Genomic DNA, 25,108 nt, shown 5'->3' with positions numbered 1-25,108 from the left:
TGCTGTGTGAACCGTGCCGGGGCGGTGGTCCGCCCAATCGGCGGAAGAGATATCTGGTGATGGCGCTTCCCCTGGCCGTGGCACCCGGTGTCTGTGTCAGGTGGCCCGGTCGCGCCGGTTCCGGAGCGTTTCCGGACCGCTCAGCGTCGGTGGACGCCGTACTGCCCGCGTACGGCGCTCACCACACAAGGCGGTTGGGGGGGCTCCCGGAAGAATGTCTGTCCCGGACGGGGACACGAGGCACCTCGCCATGGTGGCGCCGGGTGCAGACTTGAGGTTAACACTACCGGATCCAACAAATATTCCCCCTCTCGAAATCCGGCAACCGTGCGCGACTACATGTCATGGGAGGGCGCGAGCGGGAGCACGCAGGCCCCCTTGAGGTCCAGGCTCAGCCGGTTCGCGGCCCAGTCCTCGCCCGCCAGCGCCTCGACCTTGTCGGCGGTGCCGGCGTCGGCCAGCGCCATGACCGTGGGTCCGGCGCCGGAGATCACCGCGGGGACGCCGTCGCCCCGCAGCCGCTCCACCAGCGCCGCGCTCTCCGGCATGGCCGGCGCGCGGTACTCCTGGTGGAGGCGGTCCTCGGTGGCCGGCAGCAGCAGCTCGGGGCGCCTGGTCAGGGCCTCGACGAGCAGCGCGGCCCGGCCGGCGTTGGCGGCGGCGTCGACGTGCGGGACGGAGCGCGGGAGCAGTCCGCGCGCCGTCTCCGTCAGCACCGGCCTGCCCGGTACGAAGACCACCGGAACGACGGAACCGGCGGGCTCCATCCTGATGGCGCGGGCGGCGCCGCCCTCCAGCCAGGACAGAGTGAAGCCGCCCAGCAGACAGGCCGCGACGTTGTCGGGGTGGCCCTCGATCTCGGTGGCGAGGTCGAGCAGCGCGGCGTCGTCGAGACGGGACTCGCCGCCTATGGTGACCGCGCGCGCCGCGACGATGCCGGCGCAGATGGCGGCGGAGGAGGAGCCGAGGCCGCGGCCGTGCGGGATGCGGTTGGCGCAGACGATCTCCAGGCCGCGCGGCTGTCCGCCCAGCAGATCGAAGGCGGTGCGCAGGGAGCGTACGAGCAGGTGCTTCTCGTCGCGCGGCAGCGTCTCGCTGCCCTCCCCCGCGATGTCGATGTGCAGCCCGGAGTCGGCCACCCGGACGACCACGTCGTCGTAGAGCCCCAGGGCCAGGCCGAGGGCGTCGAAGCCCGGGCCGAGGTTGGCGCTGGTGGCGGGGACGCGCACCCGGACGGCGGCGGCGCGGAAGGCGGGACCGGCCATCGCTCGTTGACTCTCCTTGAGCTGCGTGATGGTCGAATGGTTTCGATGTCAGTGACGTGTCGAGCTCTCGATGTCGAATGACCTTCGATGCGCATCCGATGACGTACGGGAACCCGGGGCCGCCGCTTCCTCCCGGACGGGCGACCGCACCCCCGGCCGCTTCCGTCCGCTTTCCGGCCGCGGAGACGACGCGGCACCGCGGCATATGCGGCGGGCGGGTTCGGTACAGCCTATCGAAGGAAGGTTCTGTGGCGACATAGGGCGCACGGGAGGCGCACGATGCGTGTCGTAAGCCCCTCGTGCAACCCCCCGCTTCCGAGGCCCCGCGCGGGGCCTGTCAGGACACTTCCCCGGCGGGCGGCGCTTACGCCTGCCGCGCCGGGGAGGCGTCCGTCCGGGGGCGCCGGGCTCAGACCAGGCCGAGGCGCTCGGCCGCCGTCGCGGCGTCGACCGGGACGGTGACGGGCTGCGGGGCGCCGGCGACGGCCCAGTCGGGGTCCTTGAGGCCGTTGCCGGTGACGGTGCACACGATCTTCTGGCCCGGGTCGACCTTGCCCTGCTCGGCGGCCTTCAGCAGACCGGCGACCGACGCGGCGGAGGCGGGCTCCACGAAGACGCCCTCCTGGGAGGCCAACAGCCGGTAGGCGCGCAGGATCTCACGGTCCGTCACCTCGTCGATGGCGCCGCCGGACTCGTCCCGGGCGGCGAGCGCGAAGTCCCAGGAGGCCGGGTTGCCGATGCGGATGGCGGTGGCGATGGTGGAGGGGTCCTTGACGACCTCGCCGCGCACGATGGGCGCGGAGCCGGAGGCCTGGAAGCCCCACATGCGCGGGGTCCGCGTGCTGATCCCGTCGGCGGCGTACTCCTTGTACCCCCTCCAGTACGCGGTGATGTTGCCCGCGTTGCCGACCGGCAGGACGTGGATGTCGGGCGCGTCGCCGAGCATGTCCACGATCTCGAAGGCGGCGGTCTTCTGCCCCTCGATCCGCACCGGGTTGACGGAATTGACCAGCGCGACGGGGTAGTTGTCGCTGAGCGCGCGGGCGAGGGTGAGGCAGTCGTCGAAGTTGCCGTCGACCTGGAGGATCTTCGCGCCGTGCACGAGGGCCTGGCCCATCTTGCCGAGCGCGATCTTGCCCTGCGGCACGAGGACGGCGGAGACCATCCCGGCCCGCACCCCGTACGCGGCGGCGGAGGCCGACGTGTTGCCGGTGGACGCGCAGATGACCGCCTGCGCCCCCTCCTCCTTGGCCCTGCTGATGGCCATGGTCATGCCACGGTCCTTGAAGGACCCGGTGGGGTTGGCGCCCTCCACCTTGAGGTGGACCTCGCAGCCCGTGCGCTCGGAGAGCACCTGCGCGGGCACGAGCGGCGTGCCGCCCTCGCGGAGCGTCACGACGGGCGTGCTGGCGGAGACGGGCAACCGGTCCCGGTACTCCTCGATGATTCCGCGCCACTGGTGGGTCATTGCTGGTTACTCTCCTTCAACCCGCATGATGCTGGCGACACCCCGCACGGTGTCGAGTTCGCGCAACGCCTCGACGGTGCCGCCGAGGGCGGCGTCGGACGCGCGGTGGGTGACGACGACGAGGGATGCCTCTCCCCCGCTCTCGGCTTCGCTCGAGCGGGAGGGACCCCCTTCCTTGCCCGACTGCCGGACGGTGTCGATCGACACCCCGTGCTCGGCGAACACCGTGGCCACCTGGGCGAGCACGCCCGGCTTGTCGGCGACGTCGAGACTGATGTGGTACCGCGTGACGACCTCGCCCATGGGCGAGACGGGCAGCGCGGCGTACGCGGACTCACCGGGCCCGCGCCCGCCGCCGAGCCGGTTGCGGCAGACGGCGACGAGGTCGCCGAGGACGGCGGAGGCGGTCGGCGCACCGCCGGCGCCGGGCCCGTAGAACATGAGCTGCCCGGAAGCGTCGGACTCCACGAACACCGCGTTGTAGGCCCCGCGCACACTGGCCAGCGGATGGCTGAGCGGGATCATCGCCGGATGCACGCGCGCCGTGACCGAGCCGCCGTCCGCGGCCCGCTCACAGATGGCGAGCAGCTTGATGGTGCACCCCATCTCCTTGGCGGAGGCGAAGTCGGCGGCGGTGACCTCGGTCATGCCCTCGCGGTGCACGTCGTCGAGGCGTACCCGGGTGTGGAAGGCGATCCCGGCGAGGATGGCCGCCTTGGCGGCGGCGTCGAACCCCTCGACGTCGGCGGTCGGGTCGGCCTCGGCGTACCCGAGCGCGGTGGCCTCGTCGAGGGCCTCCTGGTACCCGGCGCCGGTGGTGTCCATGGCGTCGAGGATGAAGTTGGTCGTCCCGTTGACGATCCCGAGCACCCGGTTGACCTTGTCGCCGGCGAGGGACTCGCGCAGCGGCCGGAGCAGCGGGATGGCGCCGGCGACGGCGGCCTCGTAGTAGAGGTCCCTGCCGTTCGCGTCCGCGGCGGCGTGCAGGGCGGCACCGTCCTGGGCGATGAGCGCCTTGTTGGCGGAGACGACGGAGGCGCCGTGCTCGAAGGCGGTGGTGATGAGCGTACGGGCGGGCTCGATGCCGCCGATGACCTCCACCACCACGTCGATGTCCCCGCGCTTGACGAGGGCGGTGGCGTCGGTGGTCACGAGGGCGGGGTCGATCCCGGCCCGCACCCGGTCGGGCCGGCGTACCGCGACACCCGCCAGCTCCAGGGGCGCCCCGATCCGGGCGGCGAGGTCGTCGGCGTGCGTCGTCATGATGCGCGCCACCTCTGAGCCGACCACTCCACAGCCCAGCAGCGCCACTTTCAGCGGACGCGTACGCATCATCCGACCTCGTTTCCTCATACCGTATGCGGTGGAACCAGTCTCACTCACCGGACGGGACTTTCTGCCCTTCGTCCGGATCCTGAGACATTTATTTCATTTGCGGGGGCCGGTGGACGTGAAGATCTCCGGCCCCCTCCCGTTCTGCCGCGCTGCTCGTCCGGCGTCTCATCCGACGCTTCTCACCCGACGTCGAGGCGCAGCAGGTCCTCCTCGGTCTCCCGCCGCACGATGACCCGCGACTCGCCGTCCCGGACGGCGACGACGGGCGGCCGGAGCACGTGGTTGTAGTTGCTGGCCATGGACCGGCAGTACGCCCCGGTCGCGGGTACGGCGATCAGGTCACCGGGTGCCAGGTCACCCGGCAGGAAGGCGTCCTTGACCACGATGTCCCCGCTCTCGCAGTGCTTGCCGACGACGCGGGCGAGCATCGGCTCGGCGTCGGAGGCGCGGGAGACCAGGGCGACGCTGTACTCGGCCTCGTAGAGCGCGGTGCGGATGTTGTCCGACATGCCGCCGTCGACGGAGACGTAGGTGCGCAGTCCGTCGAGCGGCTTGACGGTGCCGACCTCGTAGAGCGTGAAGGCGGTGGGCCCGACGATGGCCCGGCCGGGCTCGACGGAGATGCGGGGAGCGCGGAGGTCGGCCCTCTCGCACTCCCGCGTGACGATCTCGGTGAGCGCCTTGGCGATCTCGTGCGGCTCGCGGGGGTCGTCGTCGCTGGTGTACGCGATCCCGAGCCCGCCGCCGAGGTCGATCTCGGGCAGCTCGACCCCGTGCTCGTCCCGGATCTCCTTGAGCAGCCCGACGACCCGGTGCGCGGCGACCTCGAACCCGGACATGTCGAAGATCTGCGACCCGATGTGCGAGTGGATGCCGACCAGCTCCAGTCCGTCCAGCTGGAGCACCCGCCGCACGGCCTCGGCGGCCTGCCCGCCGGCCAGCGGGATGCCGAACTTCTGGTCCTCGTGCGCGGTGGCGATGAACTCGTGGGTGTGGGCCTCGACACCGACGGTGATCCGGATCTGCACCTTCTGGCGCTTGTTCAGGGACTGCGCGATGTGGGCGACGCGGACGATCTCCTGGAAGGAGTCGAGCACGATCCGCCCGACGCCGGCGCGGACCGCCCGCTCGATCTCGGCCTTGGACTTGTTGTTGCCGTGGAAGGCGATGCGCTCGGCGGGCATGCCGGCGGAGAGCGCGGTGGCGAGTTCGCCGCCGGAGCAGACGTCGAGGTTGAGCCCCTCCTCCGCCAGCCAGCGCACGACGGCCCGGGACAGGAACGCCTTGCCGGCGTAGAACACGTCGGCGTCGTCCCCGAAGGCCCCGCGCCAGGCGCGTGCCCGGTCCCGGAAGTCGGCCTCGTCGAGGATGTAGGCGGGGGTGCCGTGCTCCTCGGCGAGCGTCTTGACGTCGACGCCGCCGACGGTGACGACACCGTCGGCGTTCCGGGCGACCGTGCGGGCCCAGACCTTGGCGTCGAGGTCGTTGAGGTCGGCGGGGGGTGCGGTGTAGTGGCCCTCGGGGAGGACGTCCGCGTGGCGGGGTCCGGCGGGGTGTGCGGAACGGCTCATGGCTCTGGTGACTCTCTCGGGTCTCTCGGGTCTCTGGGGGTCAGAGATGGTCGGGCGCGTCGATGCCGAGCAGGGACAGGCCGCCGGCCAGCACCGCCCCGGCGGCTTCGGCGAGCGCGAGCCGGGCACGGTGGGCGGCCGAGGGTTTCTCGTCCCCGACGGGCAGTACGGCGGGGAGCAGCGGCGGTACGGCGTCGGCGACGGCGACGAGGTGCCGGGCGAGCCGGTCGGGGGCGTGGTCGCGGGCGGCGGCGGCCAGGACGCGGGGGTGGTCGGCGAGGGTCTTCGTCAGGGACGCGGCACCGGGTGTCGCCGCCGCGCCGGGCTCGGGGGCGAAGCCGAGGTCGGCGGCGTTGCGCAGGAGGGCGCGGGTGCGGGCGTGGGCGTAGCGGACGCGGAAGAGGGGATTGGTCTCGCGCTGGGCGAGGTGTTCCCCTGCGCTGGGGCGGGGCCGGTCGTGGGGGGCGGGGTGGAGCAGGGCCCAGCGTCCGGCGTCGCGACCGAGGGCGAGCGCGGCGTGGGGGTCGGTCACGGGGACGGGGAGGGGGCGGAGGGCGACGTCGCGGGGGTCGGACGGGACGTCGACGGGGTGGGACATGACGTCGACGCGAGCGTCGCCCAGCAGCGCCGCCCACTCCGGCGGCGGAAGGGCTTCACAGCTGGTACGCACGGACACACCCTGGGCGCGCAGCAGCCGGGCGACGCCGTCCATGACGACGAGGGCGCGGAGCTCGCGGGGGCAGTGCAGCGCCACCACGCCGGCGCCCGGTCCGTCGGCGTACCCGTAGCGGGGGCCGCGGCGCAGTATCTCGGCGACGAGGGCGCCGGGGGCGGCGTCACCGAGGGAGAGGTTGAGGAACCCGGGCCCGGTGACGACGACATCGGTGATCCCGTCGACGCCGGTGAGGTAGGACCGCAGCGTCTCGGCGACCGCGCGAGGGGGCTGCCCGGCCGGCCGGGCCAGCTGCAGCGCGAGGTTGCTGGCGTAGTCCCCGCATCCCCCCGGCCCCGGCGGCCCGACCACGACCCGCTCAGGGACGGTCACGGTGAGCTTCCCGTCACCGACAGCGCGACGCACCGCGTGCAGCAGGGTGCGGGAGAGCTCGACGGGGGTCACAGGACCAGCGTAGGGGAGGAGGGGGGAGGGTAGGCGAACTGGTTTGGGGGGCGTTCCGGGATGTGGACGGGGGTGCTCTGCCCCTTGGTGTTGGTGTTGATGTTGGCGTTGGTGATGCGGTGCCCCGGCGCGCTGGTGACCCGGCGCTGTGGTCGCTGCCGCTGCCCGGCGCGCTGGGTGGGTCTGTGGTCGCTGCCGCTACCCGGCGCGCTTGGCGGGCGGCGCGGAACCGCCCTCCGCCTCGCGGCAACCGACCGCGCTCTGTCGGCCGTCACCGCCCCCCGCCCCCCGCTCGGCCAGCCTGCGCACGAGCCCGACGAGCGCGGCGGGTTCGAACGGCTTGGACAGGAAGGCGTCGACGCCGGCGCCGAGCCCGGCGTCGACCTCGTACTGGCTGCACGCGCTGATGATGGCGAGGGGAAGATCCCGGGTCCGCGGATCGGCACGCAGCCGCCCGGCGGTCCGGAGCCCGTCGAGACGCGGCATGACGACGTCGAGGGTGATGACGTCGGGCCGCACCTGATGAACGACTTCCAGACACTCGGCACCATCGGCCGCGGTCACGACCTCGAAGCCCTCCAGCTCGAGGTTGACCCTGATCAACTGCCGGATGACCTTGTTGTCGTCGACGACAAGGACCCGGCCCGACGCGCCTGGCACACCTCGAGAGTAGGTCGGGACCGGCCATCGCGTCCGGGTTTTCCCCACTTCCACCCCGTGCGGGGAACCCTCCGCCGTCCGGCTCCTCCCCCACCCCGGGAAACCCGTTCATGACCACCCCGGACGAGCTGGTAGTGTTCTATCCGTCGCCGCGAGCAACAGCACCGCGACCGACACGCCCCCGTAGCTCAGGGGATAGAGCAACGGCCTCCGGAGCCGTGTGCGCAGGTTCGAATCCTGCCGGGGGCACCCAGCATGAGGTGCCCAAAGACCCCGTCACCAGCGGAAACGCTGAGAACGGGGTCTTCGCGTATGTGTGGGCAGATGTCGATCTGAGCGACCTTATGCCGGGGTCCGTGGACGGGATTTTGAAGCATCGCCGCAGGTGACTGGCGCTTTCGGCGGGCGGTCAGCCGATGCTCGTTGCAGCGGTGCGCCTGCCGATCCCGTGCCCCCGGCCACCGCGCCGTCACACGGCAGTCGACTGCTTGGATCAGCGGCATGACTGACTGGTTTCGGCTCCACCACGCCTATGGCACGGCAGAAGACATCCCCGGGCTGCTCGATGGAGCGCGTACGGACCCACACAGCCCCGACTGGGACGAACTGTGGTCCCGGCTGTGCCATCAGGGCACCGTCTACTCGGCGAGCTACGCCGCCTTGCCCGCTCTGACTCAGATGGCGCGGCAATGGTCGACCCCGGACCGTCAGGCCCCGCTGTATCTGGCCGGCTCGATCGTGATCAGCGCGGACCGGCCTCACGACTGAGAAGATCCCCGGGTGACCTACGCCTCGGAGATATCCGAGCTGATCCGACTGACCGAGGAAACTCTTCAGGACCCCACACTCGCTGGCGCCCCTGGAACTTACATCGATCTGCTGGCCACGCTCTTGAGTCTTCAGGGTGTCGGGGTCTGGGGCGAGCAGCTCGAAGGGGTTGCACGTCGGGGAGTACGAGGTCTCCTGTCCCGCATGCGCCTCGGAGAACTTCATAGTCCTCGGAGAGGACGGTTTCTTCTCCACCACGGACAGCATGTACATGGAGCGATCCGCGGCAGGAAAGATACCGTTGCAGCCCCGGTCCTCCGAAGCCCTGGACGGGCTGGCCCGCACCCTCCACTCGCGCGCGCTCGCGGATGGCCACCCCGGCATCGCACACAAGGTGACCTATGTCTTCGGCGACGCGCAGTGCGCCGAGTGCGACACGGTCTTCAGCGTCGAGGAAGCCATCACCACCCGATGGGGCTGATGAGACCGCATCCGCTCCCCACGGACGGCCCCAGGTGACACGGGAGCCCCTGGAGAAGGCTCCAGGGACTCCAGTCCCGAGGTCGGTGACGTCACTCGTACTCGCGCAGCAGGTCCTCAATGCGGCGGTTGGCGATGTCCTGCCGTCCGTCGAGGCACTTCGTGTCGCGAGCCAGCAGGGCCCTGAGATTCCCCCGAGATGCGGGGGACGGTGGCAGCAGGTCGGACAGGGCTCACAGAGAGGAGCCCTGCTGATGCCCGCCCCGAGGAAATATCCGTTGGAGTTGCGTGAGCAGGTGCCTCGCTCAGGAAGGTGTGTTCCCGAGTCGGCCGGGGAAGCCGGCGCCGGCCGGTGCCTGAGCGAGACCGTGCCTGTGTCTGCGTACGGGGGGCTCACCCGCGCCGGCATAGCAGGCCGCCACCGGGCGGACCTGCCCGACCCGCGACCTCGCAATGTCCCTGGGTGCGGAGATGAACCGTCCACGGACACGGGACGTCGTTGGATGCGACGGAGCAGCCATCACTGAGTCCAGGAGTTCCCGTGCCTCCAACTACAGGTCCCCTTCATCCCGAAATTCAAAAATATCTTGACACGCTCGACAGAGACGTCCAGGATTTGGTCGAAGCGGGTGTGCTAGAGCCTGGAGATGCAGACGCCGCGGAAAAAGTGAACAAGGCGAGAGCGGCTGCCCACGCAAGGCATGATGAGATTGTGGGCTTGATCCCTCTGATGGGTATCGACGCTGCAATGCGCGAGGGCGAGCAGCGCCATGAAGCCGAAAATTTGCAGGATCCTCGCCTCAAAAACCTGGTCACGCAGTTCCCGGAGATGCGGGACAGGGTGCTGCAGACAAGGGAAAGATTGACTCAGCATATGGAGCGCGGGATGAGCGCGTTGGACGCTTACTATGAGACGGAGCTTGAAAAGTCCGGCCGTGCCAACGACCATGATTTCCGGAGGGATGTAGAAGCTGCTTACTCGGCGGGCTACTATGAGACCAGAATCGACGCCGCGATCGCTCTTCATATTGAACGTAATAACGTATGGTTGCAATCGCCACCGGGGCGAAACACCGTGGCCGAGCACGCAGCCGCAGCCCCGCCGTACATACGGGACCGTCAGCAGGATCCGCACTCCAATACACCTTGGCGGACTCCCAACGTGCCACCGGCGTACACCTCGCCGGGACAGCCGCCCGCGTATACCCCGGGCGAGCAGTTTCCAGCACCCGTGGAGTCCATGAACACAAGTGTGGCCCAGGCTGCTGCGATCGGGCAGGGACAGCCCGACGCACAGTCACCGCGTCGTTCATCACGAATCGCAGCCCGCGAAAGTTCCGCCCGGAGCGCTTCCCAGCAGAATGCGCGGGGCGGCGGCGCCCCCAACGGACGGCGATCACGCTAAACGTTGTCCCGGTGATCTGTGGCGTACCGGTGGCCAGCGGTCTTCAGTGCTTTCCAACCCGTCCGGCATCGCGCTCGGCGCGGGCGCGGACCGTGCGGTGTGAGCGGCTGTGCTCTTTTCCGTCCGGGCGTTCACTCCGGCCGCGTTCGTGGCGGTGCGGAACGGGTGACGGCTGAGACCGAAACGGCGACGGTCGAGGCGGAGTCGCGAGCGCCGGGGGGGCGGCCCGGGCCGAGCGAAGCGGCTGCGAGCACAGGCGGCCCGCATCCAGACCCACCCGACATGACCGGGTACACCGTGCACCACCGGTGCATTTTCCCCGACTCGCGAACTCGCAAGATCCCTGCGGTAATACCGCGCTGGAGATCGAAGGAGAGGGCAGCGCCGGCCTTGGCGGCCCGTTTGAGCCGTGTGCGTCGAGAGGCGCTCGCACGGCTCGAACGGGCCGGCGATGAGCGCTCCGGTCGGCGGGTGTCTCACGCCGTCGCCCGGGCCTCCGCGAGCGATCGTTGCACGTCGCTCACCAGGTTCCGGAGGCGTCCGGGCCGCACGTCCTCTTGGTCCATCCACTCGTCGAGGCGAGGACGCAGGTGCCGCGCCATGTCCGTCCCGTGGCGACGCAGCACCGAGCGATTGACCGATATCTCCTCCTGCACCTCTCTTCTGAGGTCGTCGGTCCAGCCTTGCGCCCGGTCGTCCTCGTTCAGCGGAGCCCTGAGAGCGGCCACCGCTTCGTCGAGGAGTGCGAGCAAGTCCATGGCATCCTCCGGAGATCACAAGGTGCGCCGCACCGGTTCCCGTCAACTCATGAACACCAAGGCAGCCCAGCGCCGACCACCACCGACCCGGCATAGTGAACGGCGGTCGGCTCGCTCCTGTCGGTAGCATCCCCAGTGGCATGAAAGGCGTGAGCGAGCCTACCCGGAAGTACTCGCTCCCGTCGCTCCGGAACATCGCCGAAGCCACCGACGCCCGTAGTGGCCCCTCCGGCCTCTCCGACTCCGTCGCCGTCGCCTGACAGGGCGAGCGCGACAACCTCGACGAACTCGTCCGGATCACCGAGGCGCAGCCCGGCCCCATCACCGAGGATGAGGTGCGGGCCTTGCGCGATCAACTCCACCAGGCACGTGCGTGGCAGACCGGTGAGGGGGCGAGCGCGGCGTGACACGCCCGGCCGGCCGCTCTCCCCCGTCACGCGCCCTACTGAAAGGGCAGGCCCGCGATCACGGATGTCCCGCGGGCGGGACGGGACCGGACGGTCCAGGCGGCGGCGAGGCGGTCGACGAGGAGGAGGCCCCGGCCGTTCTCGGCTTCCGCGTCAGGGTCGGCCGGTACGGGTCTGCCGGTGCCGGGGTCGGAGACAGCGAGCCAGTAGTGCCCGTCGGCGGGCCACAGGACGACCTCGATCAAGTCCTCGTCCTCTCGGCAAGCACCGTGGCGGAGGGCGTTGGTGACCAGCTCGGAGGTCAGCAGACAGAGGTCGTCACCGAGATGAGTACGGAGTTCGCGCGGCAGTGATGCGGCGACGGCACACCTGGCCCGTCGCACGGAGGCGGGACGGGCGGGGAAGCGCCAGAGGTCAGGTACGTGAGGGATGTCGAGCATGACGAACTCCACGGCTCTGTGAAGGGGTTGGGGATCGCCGGTGGCCTGCCGCCCTGGCTGCGGGCGCACCCGTCCAGGGCAGACGGGCAAGCTCGCGCGGCGCGCTTCCGGTGTCGCGGTGTGTAGCGTGCGCGATACTGACGGTAGAGCAATCGGGGCCATATTTGCCATCTGGTCCGTAATAATGGCCTCGTCACGATGAAACTGTGCTTATAGGACCGATGCGAGCGTCGCGCGGCACGGAAGGAACGCCATGCCCCCGAGGACGATCCTCACCCAGCGCCAGATGCGCCTGGGGAGCGAACTGCGCAGGATGCGCACCTCAGCCGGGATGTCCGCGGAGTACGCCGCAGGGCTTCTCGGCGTCGACCGAAGCAGGATCTCCAACATGGAGTCCGGGGCGCGCGGGATCAGCGCCGAACGGCTGCGCACGCTGGCCTGCAACTGTGACTGCACCGACGAGAAGTACATCGACGCCTTGGTCGAGATGGCGGAGCCGAGCCGAGCGGGATGGTGGGAGCGCTACCGGGGCAGCCTGCCCCAGGGGCTGCTGGACATCTCCGAGACCGAGGCCAACGCGGTACGTCTACGGGGCGCGAACACCGTGCACGTGCCGGGGCTGCTCCAGACCTCGGAGCATGCCATGGCCATCTTCCGTGCCGTGGTCCCCAGGCTTCCCGAGCATGAGGTCGCTCTCCGCCTGGCCCACCGTTCGGAGCGCCAGGGCGTGCTCACCGGCGACCACCCGGTTCCGTACGTGGCCGTGATCCACGAAGCGGCGCTCCGGATGCAGTTCGGCGGACGGGACGTCGCCCTGGCACAGTTGGAGTACCTGCTGGAGGTCTCCGAGCGGGACAACGTCACCGTGCTCGTTCTTCCCTTCACCCACGGTGCCTTCCCCGGGGCGGGGCAGACGGTCGTCTACGCCGAGGGGCCCGTGCGACAGCTCGACACCGTGCAGATCGACAACTCCCATGGACCTGTCTTCCTGCACGCCGACGGTCAACTCGCGAAATACCGCGCGCAACTCGACCTGTTGGAGGATCTGGCACTGTCCCCGGAGCGCTCCCGCGACTTCATCCGGGACATCACCCACCAGCTGTGAGGAGAAGCAAGATGGCCGGCATCACCTGGGAAGCCCCGTTCTGCGGCGAGGGCAGCTCCTGCTTCCGCCTCGGCACCGACACCGAAGGCAACGCCTACATAGCCGTCGACGGGCAGGAGGACCACTACCTCACCGACTCCCTCGAAGCCCTGCGCGCCCTCATCACCGACATCAAGGCCGGCAAGGCCGACCACCTGCTGTAGGAGCCGCCGCGCGCCGCGCCCGGTCGGTACCGCGCGCAGTGGTCCGCCGACGGGGCGTCGGAGCGGCGGGGCGCGACGCGTGGCGCGTGGCACGTGGCGCAGGTACGGCGGATCGGTGGATCGGCGGGCTGGCCTGCAACAGGGCCCTGCCCTTCCGGTCGTGCGTCGCGCCCCGGGGGCCGGTTCGGTGGAAGCCGGCCGTCCATCGTGCGAGACGGCCCCTTGGCCGTCACACCCGGTGTGTATAGTCCCGGGCCATGGAAACCGGTGTCGAGCTGGTCAAGCGCGCGCACGTCGACCTGTTGAGGGTCGCCGGCGCGCTGTGTAGCTGACCCCTGGCCCGCGCGCCCTCGCGGCGCCCTTCCCTTCCCTCTCCTCTCTTCCCTTCGGCCGTCCGGTCGTGCGCCGTCGTCTTCGGCGGCTGCGCCGCCGGCGCCGGAGGCGTGATTCAACGTTGCAGCAGGGCGGGCCGCTTCCGGTACGTCCCTCTCGTCCCCTTCCCTTCCCTCCCCGCCTTCCGCACCCCGCTGGAGACGCCATGACCGTGCGCCTGCACTGGTTCCTGCCCACCACCGGCGACGACCGGAACGTGGTCGGTGTGACCGCCCGCGACAGCCTCCGGTCGCGGGCCACGCCCCGGCCGCCGACCCTCGGCTACCTCTCCCAGGTCGCCCGCGCCGCCGAGTCCGCCGGGTTCGAAGCGGTGCTCACGCCGACCGGCAGCGACTGCGAGGACGCCTGGCTGACCACGGCCGCGCTCATCCCGCAGACCACCCGGCTGAAGTTCCTCGTCGCCTTCCGTCCCGGCGTCATCGCCCCGCCGCTCGCCGCGCAGATGGCCGCCACCTACCAACGGCTGTCCGGCGGGCGGCTGTTGCTCAACACCGTGACCGGTTCCGACGCCGACGAGCAGCGCGCCTACGGCGACTTCCTCGCCCACGACGAGCGCTACGCCCGCACCGCGGAGTTCCTGCACCTGCTGCGCACCGCCTGGGAGGGGCAGCCGTACGACTTCGAGGGCGTCCACTACCGGATCGCGGGCGGGCATCTGCGCAGGCCGCCGGTGCCCCGGCCGCCGGTGTTCTTCGGCGGCTCGTCGGCGGCCGCGCTGCCGGTCGCGGCGCGGTACGCCGACACCTACCTCACCTGGGGCGAGCCGCCGGCCGCCGTCGCGGCGAAGCTCGCCCGGGTGCGGGAACTGGCCGCCGCCGAGGGCCGGGAACTGTCGTACGGCATCCGGCTGCACGTCATCAGCCGGGACACCGCGGCCGAGGCGTGGGCGGAGGCCGACCGCATCCTCGCCGCCCTCGACCCGGCCGCGATCCGCGCCGCCCACGAGCGGTTCAGCCGCTCGGAGTCGGCCGGGCAGCGGGCGATGGCCGCGCTGAGCGGCGGGCGCACCGACCGGCTGGAGATCCACCCCAACCTGTGGGCCGGTTTCGGCCTGGTCCGGCCCGGCGCCGGCACCGCGCTCGTCGGCAGCCACGAGCAGGTCGCGGAACGCATCGAGGAGTACGCCGCCCTCGGCATCGAGCACTTCATCCTCTCCGGGCAGCCGCACCTGGAGGAGGCGATCCGGTTCGGCGAGTGCGTCCGCCCGCTGCTGACCCGTGCGACGGCCGCCGTATGACGTCGTCGCGCCCCCTTCCACTCTCACACCGACTCCCCAAGGAGCTGTCATGACCGGCATCCTCGACAGACGGTCCGCCCTGCGCCTGTTCGGCGCGGCGGGGCTCGGCCTGGGACTGGCGGCCTGCGCCGGGCCCGGTGGCGGCTCCGGCGGTGGCGCGAGCAGCGCCTCGCCCTCCGGCGTCGCCACCTCCGGGGCCGTCGAGGGCACCGTCTCCTTCGCCCACTGGCGGGCCGAGGACAAGGCCGTCCTCGCCGAACTGATCAAGGCGTTCGTGAAGGCCCACCCCGACGCGGGCGTCGAGCAGGACATCTCGCCGTCCGCCGACTACCAGTCCACCGCCCTGCGCCGCATCAAGGGCTCCGAGACGGGTGACGTGTTCACCGCTTTCCGGGGTGCACAGTTCGAGCAGATCGTGAAGGCGGGCGTGTACGCGCCGCTGACCGGCACCGGGGTCGTCGACCGCTACCAGCGGGAGCTGATAGGCCCCGGCGCCACCGGCGGCGTCCAGTACGGGCTGCCGTACCAGCTCGTCTTCAACATGCCGCTGGCCAACACCGACGCCCTGGACAAGGCCGGCCACACCAGCGCCCCGAAGGACTGGGACGGATTCCTCCAGTTGCTCGACGACCTGAAGGCCAAGGGGTACACGCCACTGGCCTGGCCGGGCGGCGACAGCGCCAACTCGGGGCAGTTGCTCAACTCGATGGTGATGAACAACGCGCCGTCCGACGACATGTTCACCAAGATCGAGTCCGGTGCGTACAAGGTCACCGACGACTGGTTCCTGACCACCCTGGAGCAGTACGCCGCCCTGCGGCCCTACTTCCAGGACCGCGCCACCGGCTCCAGCACCGACGCCGTCACCCAGCTCTTCGCCGAGGGCAAGGCGGGTCTGCTGGCCACGGGTTCCTTCCAGATGGCGGGGGTGCGCGCGCTCGGCGCCGAGTTCCCGTTCGACCTGCTGGCGCCCATCACCACCACGGCCGGCGAGGCCAAGTACGAGGGGGTGTTCAACACCACGTTCGTCCTGGGCGTCAACAGCGCCTCGTCCGTGCAGCCCGCCGCGTACGCCTTCCTGGAGTTCCTCAGCGACCCGGAGCACGCCGGTGCGTACGCCGACGGCACCGGGCAGCACGTCACCGTCGAGGGCGTGGAGTACACCAACGACGACCTCAGGGCGGTGGCTCCCTGGCTGACCAGGAAGACGCTGCTCGCGCCCCGTTTCCAGTTCCTGGACCTCGACATCCGCAGTGCCGTCGAGAACGCGACCGTGGCCGTGGCCGGCGGGACGGAGCCGGAGCGGGCGGCCGAGGAGGCCCAGCGTGTCATCGACCAGAAACGGTCGTAGGCGGCGCACGGCGCGGGCACTGTGGCTGTTCCCGGTGCCCGCCCTCGCCCTCTACCTGTTCTTCTTCGCCTACCCGGTCGTGCAGGCCGTGCAGTACGCGCTCACCGACTGGGACGGCTACAGCGCCGCCTACCGCACCGTCGGCCTGCGCAACTTCACCGAACTGGCCACCGGCGACGACACCTTCCGCAACGCCGCCGCCAACAACCTGAAGCTGACCGTCACCGTCGTCCTCGCCCAGACCGCCCTGGCCCTGCTGCTGGCCCTGTGGCTGGTGCGCACCACCCGGGCGTCGACCCTGCTGCGGGCCGTGTTCTTCCTGCCCACGGTCCTGTCGTCGGTGTCGGTCGCCTTCGTGTGGCGGTTCGTCTACGACCCGGACGGCGGCCTGCTCAACTCCGCCCTGCGCGCGGTCGGCCTGGACCGTGCGCAGTCGGTGTACCTCGGCGACCCGGACGCGGCCGTGTACTGGCTGGCCCTGACCCAGGTGTGGTTCCACGCCGGACAGATGATGGTCGTCTTCATCGCCGGCCTCCAGGCGATCCCGAGGGAGCTGTACGAGGCGGCCGAAGTGGACGGCGCCGGGCGCCTCGCCCGTTTCCGCCACATCACCTGGCCGCTGGTCGCCCCGGCCACCGGCATCGTCGTCGCCTACACCACCGTCCAGTCCTTCAAGGCGTTCGACCTGGTCCTCGGCCTGGGCGGCAACCCGCCCGGCCCCGGCCTCGACATCCTGTCCACGCGGGTCTACACGACCTTCTCCAACAACCAGTTCGGCTACGCCGCCGCCCAGTCCCTGGTGTTCATGGCGCTGATCGCGCTGCTCACCTGGGTGCAGCGGCGGGCGATAGGGAGGGCCACGCGATGACCAGGACCGTGCTGCGCCCGGTGGCCCTGCTCGTGGGCGCCGCCGTCGTCGTACTGCCCCTGCTGGTGGTGGTGTTCGGTACGTTCAAGACGCTGCCGCAGCTGTTCGACGCTCCGCTCGCCCCGCCGACGTCACCGACGCTGGACAACTACCGCGCCGCGGTGCGGGAGGGCGGCCTGGGCGGGGCCTTCGCCAACAGCGTCGTCGTCACGGCGTGCGCGGTGACGCTGACCCTGGTGGTGGCGAGCCTGGCCGCGTTCTTCTGCGCCCGGGTGCCCGGCCGGGTGAGCTGGATCGTCTTCGGGGTGCTGGTGGCGGGGCTCGCGGTGCCCTCGCAGGCGGCCATCGTCCCGCAGTACGTCCTCTTCGACCGCCTCGGCCTGACCGACAGCCTCCTGGGCCTGGTCCTCGTGGACACGGTGATGACGCTGCCGACCGCCGTGTTCGTCCTCGGCGGCTTCCTGCGCACCATCCCCGGGGAGCTGTACGAGGCGGCCGAACTGGACGGCGCGTCGCCGCTGCGCGCCTTCCGTTCCCTGGCCCTGCCCCTGTCCCGGCCGGCCCTCGCCACCACCGGAATCTTCCTGTTCGTGATGGACTGGAACGACCTCCTCTACCCCCTGCTGTTCCTCCGTTCCCGGGAGCACCGCACGCTGCCGCCGGCCCTGCTGGACTTCCAGGGCGAGTTCCTCACCCGGTACCCGCTGCTGTTCGCGGGCGTCGTCATCGCCTCGGCGCCCGTGGTCGTCGTGTACGTACTGCTGCAACGGCACTTCGTGACGGGGATGACAGCGGGGGCGGTGCGTGGGTGACGGGGGGGCGGTACGTGGGTGACGGGGGGTGGTGCGTGCGTGACGGGGGCGGTGCGTGACGGCGGGGGCGGTACGCCGGTGACGGGGACGGTGCGCCTGTGACGGGGTGGTCGTCGTCCCCCGTCGTCAGCCGCTGTCCCGGACGACCAGCCGGTGGCCCGCCCTCAGCACCGCCGGGCGGGCCGGCCGGTCGCCGTCGACGCCCTCCAGTACGGCGGTGATCGCGAGCCGGGCCAGTTCCCGTTTGTCGGGGGCCACGGTGGTCAGCGCGGGGGCGGTGAACCGGGCCGCCTCGATGTCGTCGAAGCCGATCACCGCGAGGTCCTCGGGCACCCGTACGCCGTGGGCGCGCGCCGCGTGCAGCGCGCCCTCGGCGAGGGTGTCGGCGAAGCAGAACACCGCGTCGGGCGGCTCGGGCAGGCCGAGCAGCGCGTGGGCCGCGGCGGCGCCGTCGTCCCGGTGGTAGCCGGCCACCGGCGGTGCGAACTGTTCGTCGTAGTCCAGGCCCGCCTGTTCGAGGGCCGCGCGGTATCCGGCGAGCCGGGTGGCGGAGGTCGCCGCGTGCGCGGCGGTCTGCCGGCCGATCACGGCGATCCGCCGCCGGCCACGGGCGAGCAGCCGCGCCGTCGCCTCCCGGGCGGCGCCGGTGTTGTCGACGGTGACGTGCGCGAACGGCAGGTCGTGGACGCGCTCGCCGAGCAGCACCAGCGGGGTGGGGCTGGGGGCGCGGGCGGCGGCGCGGTCGTCGAGCGCGAGGGGGCTGAGGATGATGCCGTCGACCAGCGGGTCGGTACGGCCGAGCGCGATCTCCAGCTCCGCCCGCGGACGGCCGCCGGTCACCTCCACCAGCAGCGTGCGGTCCCGCGCGGACGCCTCGCGCAACAGGTGCTCGGCCAGTTCGGCCCAGTACGGCATGGTCAGTTCGGGCACGGCCAGCAGCAGGACTCCGCTGCGGCCGGTGCGCAGCCGGCGGGCGGCCGTGTTCGGCCGGTAGCCCAGCTCCTCCACGGCGCGCAGCACCCGTTCCCGGGTCGCCTCGGAGAACCGCCCGGTCCCCCGGACGACGTTGGACACGGTCCGCATGGACACGCCTGCGCGTTCCGCCACGTCTCTGAGCCCGGTTCCCACGCGCATCGGGCCAGGTTAGTGCAGGAGGCGGGGGCGGTACGGGGTGGTACGGGGCGAGCCGGCGCGGTCGAGGCGTGTGCCCTGTGCAGGGGGGGTGCGGAGTCCTGGTGGAGCGGGAAGCCGACCGCGTTCCGCTCCGGACGCGCCCCGTGCGGACGAGAGTGCGCGGGCTCGTCACCGGCATCAGGGCGGGCAAGGCCGACCCCTTGGCGCAGGGCCTGCCGTGCGAGGTCCGACGCTCCCCGCCCGGCCCCGGGGCCGCCACCGCCGCACGCCCCAGGTGCCTCCCGCGGCCGTGCGCGGGTCCGGCTGGGTCAGTTCGGCATTCCCCGCTCCGCCAGGCCGCTCTCGTAGGCGATGATGACCAGTTGGGCGCGGTCGCGGGCGGACAGTTTGGCGAGGAGGCTGCTCACGTGGGTCTTCACCGTGAGGAGGCTGATCACCAGGTGCTGGGCGATCTCGGCGTTCGGCAGTCCGTCCGCGATCAGTACGAGCACTTCCTGTTCCCGCTTGGTGAGGCCGACGAGGCGGGGAGCCGGGCGGGGCGGTTCGTCGTGGGAGAAGGCGGCGATGAGGCGGCGGGTGACCGTGGGGGCCAGGACGCCCTCACCGGTGGCGATGACGCGGATGCCGGCGACCAGGTCGGACGGTGAGGCGTCCTTGGGCATGAAGCCGCTCGCGCCCGCCTGCAGGGCCGGGTAGACGTACTCGTCCATGTCGAACATCGTCAGGGCCAGGACCCGCACCCCGGTCAGCGTCTCGTCGGAACAGATCTCCCGCGTGGCCGCGATGCCGTCCATGACGGGCATGCGCAGGTCCATCAGGACGACGTCCGGTTTGAGTTCCCGGGCGAGTTCCACCGCCCTGGCGCCGTCGCCCGCCTCGCCGATCGCCTCCATGCCCGGGGTCGAGTCGATGAGGACGCGGAAGCTGCCGCGCAGCAGTGCCTGGTCGTCCGCGATCAGTACCCGGACCGCCTCAGCCGTCCGCATTCCTCACACGCTACTCATCGGGGGATGACCGGATGGTCGTCGGATTACCAAGTTCGGCGGTCTCGGCGAGTGTTACGGACTTCGAGCATCAGCTCGTCGGTTCCCGTGTCGCCGATCGTGACCGTGACACCGTACGGTTCCGCGAGGCGGGTGAAGCCGGTGAAGAAGATGTCCTTGGTTTCGACCGGGTTCGCCGCCCGCGGGCGGCCGCAGCGGTGGTCGGCCGGTCGAAGCCCGGGTCGGCAGTGCGGGGGCGGGCACTGACGAGAAGGCCGTCGTCGAACGTGAGCACCGGCACCGGTGACTGCCCATACTGCCGGTTCGGGGCGCTGGACCGGCGGCCGTTGGCACTGGTTTCCCCATGTCGCCTCGTTCCCCGGACGGTGCCGGTGCGATCACCAGAAGCAGATGACGGCGTGCCCGCAGTCGGCGAAGTCCTCGCGGCTCCCGACGCCGAGGCACTTGGTGAGCTCGTCCAAGACGAACCTGTCCTTCTCCGCGTACCGACCTCTCCTGCCTTCGCTCCTGGAGACGGACCGTTACGACTAGCATGGTGCGCCTGTGACGTAGGGGAACGCCGTAGTTACTGGGGGTATGAGATGGCGCTTGACGGGCCGAGCCTGGGCAAAATGCTCGACGATGTCGCGGTCGGCAGGATCCAGCTTCCCGACTTCCAGCGGCAGTGGAAGTGGGATGACGATCGGATCCGTGCCCTGTTGGCGACCGTGACACTCGACTATCCGCTGGGCGTCGCGATGACGTTGGAAACGGGAGGCGAAGCCCAGTTCAAGGCGCGTCCCCTGCATGGTACCGGGGTGAGTTCGGACATCGTCCCGGAGCAACTCCTGCTCGACGGTCAGCAGCGGCTGACGTCCTTGTTCCAGGCGCTCAGGTCGGACCGTCCCGTGGATACGACGGGTGCCCGCAACAAACCGCTCAGGCGCTGGTACTACATCGACATCGCCAAGGCGGTGGAAGACGCCGCGGAGCGGGACGAGGCGATCCGGTCCGTCCCGGAGGACCGCGTCGAGCGGGGTGCTCCCGGCCGCGGTACGGCACGGGACCTGACCTCGCGGGAGAAGGAATGCGAGCACGGTCTGTTCCCGCTCAACCTGATCTTCGAGCCGGAGCAGACGGGTAAGTGGCAGCGGATCTACGTCAGTGGTGCCGACGATCGCTGGGACCTCTGGTCGGCTTTCCAGGCCAAGGTCATCGACACCGTCAAGGGCTTCAAAGTGCCGTTGATCCGGCTGCCCAAGGAGACCCGCAAGGAAGCGGTGTGTTCCGTGTTCGAGCGGGTGAACACCGGCGGCGTCGTCCTCAACGTCTTCGAGCTGCTCACGGCCACCTACGCCGGAGACACCCAGTACACGCGGCGCAACGGGGGCGAGGACTTCAGCCTCATCAGGGACTGGCAGGCCATCAAGGGTCAACTGTGCTCGGAACACCCGGTCTTCGGTTCGCTGGACAGTGAGGGCGGCCAGGAAACCGGGCTCACCAGCCTGGACTTCCTCCAGTCCATCGCCCTGGTACGCACATACGTACGTAAACAGGAGTTCCTGGCTGAACACCCCGGGGCGACGAACGCTCCTGCGGTGAGCTGCAAACGCCGCGATCTGCTGCACCTGCCGCTCTCCGACTACACGAGCATCGCTCCGAAGGCGGCCGAAGCGCTGTCCTGGGTCGGCCGGTTTCTCGCCACCCAGCACGTGTTCCGCGAACGTGACCTGCCGTACGGCTCCCAGGTGGTACCGCTGGCCGCGCTCGGGGTCCTTCTCGGGGACGCCGTGGAGGATCGGAGTGTGCGGGAAAGGCTCGCACGCTGGTACTGGTGCGGTGTGCTCGGCGAGCTGTACGGAGGGGTGACAGACACCCGCTTCGTGCGGGACGTCGAGCAAGTGGTCAGCTGGATCAAACACGGTGGTCCGGAGCCCGACACCATCACGGAGGCGACCTTCCAGGAGCAGCGGCTGCACCGGCTCACGTCCCGCAACAGCGCCGCGTACAAGGGAATCCACGCCCTTCTTCTCAAGGAGGGCGCGATCGACTGGTTCTTCCACGAGGAGCCGATCAACGAACAGTTCCTGATCGGACAGTACGTGGACATCCGGCAGGTCTTCCCCAAGGCCTGGTTCGAGCAGAACGCGGTGGACGGCTCCCGGATGAACAGCATCGTCAACAAGACACCGTTGTCCTACCGGGCGATGCAGGCGATGGGGGCCAGTGCGCCGTCGGCGTACCTGTCCACTTTCGAGCGGCATACCGGCAGTCCGGGCGACTGGTTCGACGACATCGTCGGCACCCACCTCATCGACGCCAAGACGCTGCGCGCCGACGACTTCGAGGCCTTCTACCGGGATCGGACTGCCAGGCTTCTGGAACTCGTGGAACGAGAGATGGGTAAGTCCCCGGTACGTGAGGGAGTGAGTGATGCCCACGCCGGATGACACGACGATCAAGGGGCTTGAGGGCACGACCCTGACGATCCGGGACCTCCTGTCCCTGTGGGGGTTCCCCGTCCGTAACCACTCCTCCGTCCCTCAGATCCGGCTCGACCTGGCCAACGCCGGCCTGGTCACGGTGCCGGACTTCTCGGTCGGTTCACTCGGCGACGAGATCTCGGTCGTCACCGCCCGCACCACACGCAACGAGGATTTGGAAGCCGACGACGGCAGCGCGGAGGAGCCGGTCCACGACGCCGAGGAACCGGTCGGCGGTCCTGAGGAACCCGTTGGCGCGTTTCCGCAGACGGCGATGCGGGTCCACGATCTACCGTGCGCTGATCATGTCGTGTCGATCACTCCGGACAAACCGTTGTCCGTCGCGATGGGCATGATGACGGAGCACGGGTATTCACAGCTTCCCGTAATCGACGCGTCGGGGAAGCTGCACGGAGTCGTCACCTGGGCATCGATCGTGCACATGCACGCGACCGGGCGTCCGCCCTCTCTCGCCGCCGCGATCAGCAGCGAGTACGAGATCGTCAACGTCTCGGCCCATCTGCTGCCGGTACTGCCGACCATCCGCGAACACGAATTCGTCCTCGTTCGAGCAGCGGACGGGCAGGTGAGCGGGATCGTCACCTCCGCGGACCTCGCCGATGAGTTCGGTTCGGTGGCCCGCCCCTTCTTCACCCTGGGTGAGATCGAGCGTCGGCTGCGACGGTGCCTGGGGCGCGTCTACGACGAGGCAGACGTCCAGAAGGTCCACAGGAAGAGGAAGTCCGTCGACGAGATGGCGTTCGGTGAGTACATCCGTCTCCTCGACGACGAGGAACGCTGGGCCAAACTCGGTTGGCACCTGGTCGACAGGGGCCACTTCATCGGGCTGCTCAGCCGGGTCAAGGACGTCCGCAACACGGTCATGCACTTCAACGCGCCGTCTCTCAGGGCCGAACAGATCAGTCTGCTCGACAGCTTCGTCTCCATGCTGCGCCACTACGACCCGGACTACGGAGCGTCCGCCCCAAGCTGAGATCGCATGGTGTTCGCGCCCTCGGGACCTGACGACGAAAGCGCTCGCCGCCCTGCGCGGCATCCGCGCTCACCTGGCCGAGGGCGGCACCGCCCTTGCGGCGGGCACCACCGCCCCCTCCTCGGCGACGTCCGGTCGTCAAATCGTCGAGAACGTCGGCCAGGTGCTGGGGAACTTCATGACGGATCCCCGCGCGCCGAGTCTCAGAAGTCGTCCACGTTCATGCGGCGGACCATGGCGGTCCATTTTCCCCAAGGAATCGGCGGCAAAGGACCGGGGTCAGTCGACCGCAGGCTTGCCCGCATTGATGTTGCACAGAGTGCGGTGATAGTGGACGTGGGCCTCGTCGATCGGGTGCCTGGGGTCACGTCGGAGCGGGCGGGGTTCCCCGCTGCCTCTCGTGGCTCGGACCAGGCCGTCGGAATCGATGTAGATTTCCAAGCCGTCGAAGAGGACGTGGCAGTTGGCGCACAGGCAGAGAAGGTTCTGCAGTTCGTCGGGGCCGTGGTGCGGTCTGCCCAGTCCTCTTATGTGAGCCGCCTGGCTGTACGGGCGGTTCAGGTAACGGAGCGACGTGCCGCAGATCTGGCACTGATCACCCTCCAGTTCCTTGACCCTTCTGGCCAGAGCTTCGTCGCGGACGATGACGGAGCGGGTCGCGGCGCGGCGAGGGGCAGGCCCTGTCGCTCGTTCGTACTCGTCCACATCGGCATCGTTGTTCTCGTTCTTCGACGGGCTCCGCAGGCTGCCGGCCGTGGTGTATCCGTCGAGGCCTATTCGCTCGAAGAGGGCCTGGTGGTCGACGTCCTCAAGATACGTCTCACAGATCGTGGCGATGGCGTCGAGGCGGGTCACCGGATTCCGGAGGAGAGCGGCGAACTCCTCCTTGAAGCCGGCCTCCGGGTGGTACGTGTCGAAGATGCTTACCTTCGGCATTTCCTTGGCCAGCTCGGGCGGTATGCCTTGAACCTCCCACAGTCCGCTGCCCCGGAGGTGCCAGAAGGGGTACTCCGGTGTGGCCTTCGCGTTGGGCAAGCCGAAGTCGACGAGGAGTGGACCGACTTCGTCGCGGAAACATGGCCACGGGGTCATGCGGGGGTGCTCGTCGGCTTCGCGGGATATCGCCCACAGAAGACTCAATGGCTGGTGACGGCTGGGGGCCGGGTTTCCGGGGCCGCGGGAGACCTTGAGTTTCCGTAAGCGCTCCAGCAGGGCCGTACGGGCCAGGGAGGTCTCCCCGGTCTCCACCACGAAACCCAGTTCGCGCAGGCGTCGCGCCACCGTGGCCGCGCCGCCGCTGAAGTCCCCCGCGCTCAGGAAGTCGCCGGTGGCATGCCCGTGGGCGACACCGGCGATGGCCTTCGAGTCGTAGCGGAACCCGTCCAGGAGCAGTTCGTACGACCGGGCACGCCCAAAGCCGTACTGCTGCAGGAAGCTGTCCCGGCCAAGACGGCGGAACTCTTCGGTCGCCGTGATCACGTCTTCGTACTCGATGTCGTCAAGTCCCATACAACACAGGTTAGTTGGATGGTATGACAATCCATACGAGTCGCTGGGCGGGCTGGTTCAAGGGAGAGAGCGAGCAGTTCCAGGGCTGTCGCCACCGGCAGCTGCTGGACTGGAATCGTCACCCGGTCGAGGGTGGAGTCTCCTGGCGGGCGCTGGTGCGATCGGTTTCACGGTGGCCTCGCGGCAGTGGCAGACGGCGGACGAGATCGAGAAGTACGTGCAGGCGCATCTCGCCCGGCAGGAGCGGATCGTCGGCGACTCTCCCCGCGTCTGTGGGTTGTGCTGCCGAAAGCCGTGCTGCTTCAACAAGTTGGCGGTGCGGCTGTGATGCGAGCGCAATTGGAGCATCTGCCGACTGTCTC

Annotated in this window: 23 protein-coding genes, 1 tRNA gene and 2 pseudogenes; 15 read left to right on the top strand and 11 right to left on the bottom strand. The window is 70.0% G+C overall.

Features of this window, described 5'->3' with window-relative positions; genetic code table 11:
- Positions 1-335: 335 nt before the first annotated feature.
- The 6 genes from thrB to ACY1JF_RS19060 form a co-directional block, all read right to left on the bottom strand.
- The gene (gene thrB, locus ACY1JF_RS19085) at positions 336-1,265 is read right to left on the bottom strand and encodes a homoserine kinase (protein ID WP_462706355.1); all 930 of its coding nucleotides are present in this window, start codon (positions 1,263-1,265) and stop codon (positions 336-338) included.
- Between the two features lie 409 nt (positions 1,266-1,674).
- The gene (gene thrC, locus ACY1JF_RS19080) at positions 1,675-2,733 is read right to left on the bottom strand and encodes a threonine synthase (protein ID WP_462706354.1); all 1,059 of its coding nucleotides are present in this window, start codon (positions 2,731-2,733) and stop codon (positions 1,675-1,677) included.
- Positions 2,734-2,739: 6 nt separating this feature from the next.
- On the bottom strand, positions 2,740-4,065 hold the full coding sequence (locus tag ACY1JF_RS19075; protein WP_462706400.1) for a homoserine dehydrogenase: 1,326 nt from the start codon (positions 4,063-4,065) through the stop codon (positions 2,740-2,742).
- Positions 4,066-4,247: 182 nt separating this feature from the next.
- Positions 4,248-5,639 (bottom strand): diaminopimelate decarboxylase, encoded by a 1,392-nt coding sequence (gene lysA, locus ACY1JF_RS19070; protein WP_462706353.1) that lies wholly within the window; start codon positions 5,637-5,639, stop codon positions 4,248-4,250.
- A 40-nt stretch (positions 5,640-5,679) separates the two neighbouring features.
- Positions 5,680-6,756, bottom strand: a complete 1,077-nt coding sequence (nrtL, locus tag ACY1JF_RS19065) for an ArgS-related anticodon-binding protein NrtL (protein ID WP_462706352.1) — start codon at positions 6,754-6,756, stop codon at positions 5,680-5,682.
- Between the two features lie 198 nt (positions 6,757-6,954).
- Positions 6,955-7,416 carry a response regulator gene (locus ACY1JF_RS19060; protein WP_462706351.1) on the bottom strand — a complete coding sequence of 154 codons (462 nt, stop codon included), beginning with the start codon at positions 7,414-7,416 and terminating at the stop codon, positions 6,955-6,957.
- Positions 7,417-7,593: 177 nt separating this feature from the next.
- Here ACY1JF_RS19060 and ACY1JF_RS19055 point away from each other — a divergent pair.
- The 4 genes from ACY1JF_RS19055 to ACY1JF_RS19040 all read left to right on the top strand — a co-directional run bounded on the left by ACY1JF_RS19055 (position 7,594) and on the right by ACY1JF_RS19040 (position 10,069).
- Positions 7,594-7,665, top strand: a tRNA-Arg gene (locus tag ACY1JF_RS19055).
- 252 nt (positions 7,666-7,917) lie between these two features.
- Positions 7,918-8,184: a hypothetical protein gene (locus ACY1JF_RS19050; protein ID WP_462706350.1), complete on the top strand. Its 267-nt coding sequence runs from the start codon at positions 7,918-7,920 to the stop codon at positions 8,182-8,184.
- A gap of 301 nt (positions 8,185-8,485) precedes the next feature.
- Positions 8,486-8,665: a hypothetical protein gene (locus ACY1JF_RS19045; RefSeq protein WP_462706349.1), complete on the top strand. Its 180-nt coding sequence runs from the start codon at positions 8,486-8,488 to the stop codon at positions 8,663-8,665.
- A 540-nt stretch (positions 8,666-9,205) separates the two neighbouring features.
- Entirely contained in the window at positions 9,206-10,069 is an 864-nt protein-coding gene (locus ACY1JF_RS19040; protein WP_462706348.1) for a hypothetical protein, read from the top strand.
- Between the two features lie 476 nt (positions 10,070-10,545).
- Here ACY1JF_RS19040 and ACY1JF_RS19035 read toward each other — a convergent pair whose 3' ends face one another.
- A complete protein-coding gene (locus ACY1JF_RS19035) occupies positions 10,546-10,827 on the bottom strand; it encodes a hypothetical protein (RefSeq protein ID WP_462706347.1) in 282 nt (93 codons plus the stop codon).
- Between the two features lie 149 nt (positions 10,828-10,976).
- Here ACY1JF_RS19035 and ACY1JF_RS19030 point away from each other — a divergent pair.
- Positions 10,977-11,234, top strand: a pseudogene (locus ACY1JF_RS19030) (CopG family transcriptional regulator).
- Positions 11,235-11,269: 35 nt separating this feature from the next.
- Here the strand turns inward: ACY1JF_RS19030 and ACY1JF_RS19025 are convergent.
- On the bottom strand, positions 11,270-11,674 hold the full coding sequence (locus ACY1JF_RS19025; RefSeq protein ID WP_462706346.1) for an ATP-binding protein: 405 nt from the start codon (positions 11,672-11,674) through the stop codon (positions 11,270-11,272).
- Positions 11,675-11,927: 253 nt separating this feature from the next.
- On the opposite strand from ACY1JF_RS19025, the gene ACY1JF_RS19020 reads away from it, so the two are divergent.
- From ACY1JF_RS19020 to ACY1JF_RS18990, 7 genes are all read left to right on the top strand, one after another.
- Positions 11,928-12,779 (top strand): helix-turn-helix domain-containing protein, encoded by an 852-nt coding sequence (locus ACY1JF_RS19020; protein WP_462706345.1) that lies wholly within the window; start codon positions 11,928-11,930, stop codon positions 12,777-12,779.
- An 11-nt stretch (positions 12,780-12,790) separates the two neighbouring features.
- Positions 12,791-12,982 (top strand): hypothetical protein, encoded by a 192-nt coding sequence (locus ACY1JF_RS19015; protein ID WP_462706344.1) that lies wholly within the window; start codon positions 12,791-12,793, stop codon positions 12,980-12,982.
- Between the two features lie 257 nt (positions 12,983-13,239).
- Positions 13,240-13,314 (top strand): putative leader peptide, encoded by a 75-nt coding sequence (locus ACY1JF_RS19010; RefSeq protein ID WP_403533894.1) that lies wholly within the window; start codon positions 13,240-13,242, stop codon positions 13,312-13,314.
- 206 nt (positions 13,315-13,520) lie between these two features.
- Positions 13,521-14,612 (top strand): LLM class flavin-dependent oxidoreductase, encoded by a 1,092-nt coding sequence (locus tag ACY1JF_RS19005; protein ID WP_462706343.1) that lies wholly within the window; start codon positions 13,521-13,523, stop codon positions 14,610-14,612.
- Between the two features lie 49 nt (positions 14,613-14,661).
- On the top strand, positions 14,662-15,963 hold the full coding sequence (locus tag ACY1JF_RS19000) for an ABC transporter substrate-binding protein (protein ID WP_462706342.1): 1,302 nt from the start codon (positions 14,662-14,664) through the stop codon (positions 15,961-15,963).
- Complete coding sequence (locus ACY1JF_RS18995; protein ID WP_462706341.1) at positions 15,938-16,831, top strand: carbohydrate ABC transporter permease; 894 nt, start codon at positions 15,938-15,940, stop codon at positions 16,829-16,831. Before ACY1JF_RS19000 ends, ACY1JF_RS18995 begins: the two co-directional genes overlap by 26 nt.
- Complete coding sequence (locus tag ACY1JF_RS18990) at positions 16,828-17,643, top strand: carbohydrate ABC transporter permease (RefSeq protein WP_462706340.1); 816 nt, start codon at positions 16,828-16,830, stop codon at positions 17,641-17,643. The genes ACY1JF_RS18995 and ACY1JF_RS18990 overlap by 4 nt, the downstream gene beginning before the upstream one ends.
- 126 nt (positions 17,644-17,769) lie before the next feature.
- Here the strand turns inward: ACY1JF_RS18990 and ACY1JF_RS18985 are convergent, their stop codons facing one another.
- Together ACY1JF_RS18985 and ACY1JF_RS18980 are read right to left on the bottom strand one after the other, a co-directional pair.
- A complete protein-coding gene (locus ACY1JF_RS18985) occupies positions 17,770-18,777 on the bottom strand; it encodes a LacI family DNA-binding transcriptional regulator (protein ID WP_462706339.1) in 1,008 nt (335 codons plus the stop codon).
- 308 nt (positions 18,778-19,085) lie between these two features.
- Positions 19,086-19,763, bottom strand: coding sequence for a response regulator (locus ACY1JF_RS18980; protein WP_462706338.1), 678 nt, complete (start codon positions 19,761-19,763; stop codon positions 19,086-19,088).
- Positions 19,764-20,392: 629 nt separating this feature from the next.
- On the opposite strand from ACY1JF_RS18980, the gene ACY1JF_RS18975 reads away from it, so the two are divergent.
- Together ACY1JF_RS18975 and ACY1JF_RS18970 are read left to right on the top strand one after the other, a co-directional pair.
- A complete protein-coding gene (locus tag ACY1JF_RS18975) occupies positions 20,393-22,210 on the top strand; it encodes a GmrSD restriction endonuclease domain-containing protein (RefSeq protein WP_462706337.1) in 1,818 nt (605 codons plus the stop codon).
- Entirely contained in the window at positions 22,194-23,237 is a 1,044-nt protein-coding gene (locus ACY1JF_RS18970) for a CBS domain-containing protein (protein WP_462706336.1), read from the top strand. The genes ACY1JF_RS18975 and ACY1JF_RS18970 overlap by 17 nt, the downstream gene beginning before the upstream one ends.
- Before the next feature lie 279 nt (positions 23,238-23,516).
- On the opposite strand, the gene ACY1JF_RS18965 is transcribed toward ACY1JF_RS18970, so the two are convergent.
- Entirely contained in the window at positions 23,517-24,746 is a 1,230-nt protein-coding gene (locus ACY1JF_RS18965) for an HNH endonuclease (protein WP_462706335.1), read from the bottom strand.
- 132 nt (positions 24,747-24,878) lie between these two features.
- On the opposite strand from ACY1JF_RS18965, the pseudogene ACY1JF_RS18960 reads away from it, so the two are divergent.
- Positions 24,879-25,058 (top strand): annotated as a pseudogene (locus tag ACY1JF_RS18960) (hypothetical protein); the annotation flags it as partial.
- Positions 25,059-25,108: the final 50 nt, after the last annotated feature.

It is taken from the genome of Streptomyces sp. SYSU D01066-1 (assembly GCF_054956795.1).
The sequence above is the reverse complement of the archived record's forward strand: the minus strand, read 5'-3'. Positions and strand labels throughout refer to the sequence as shown.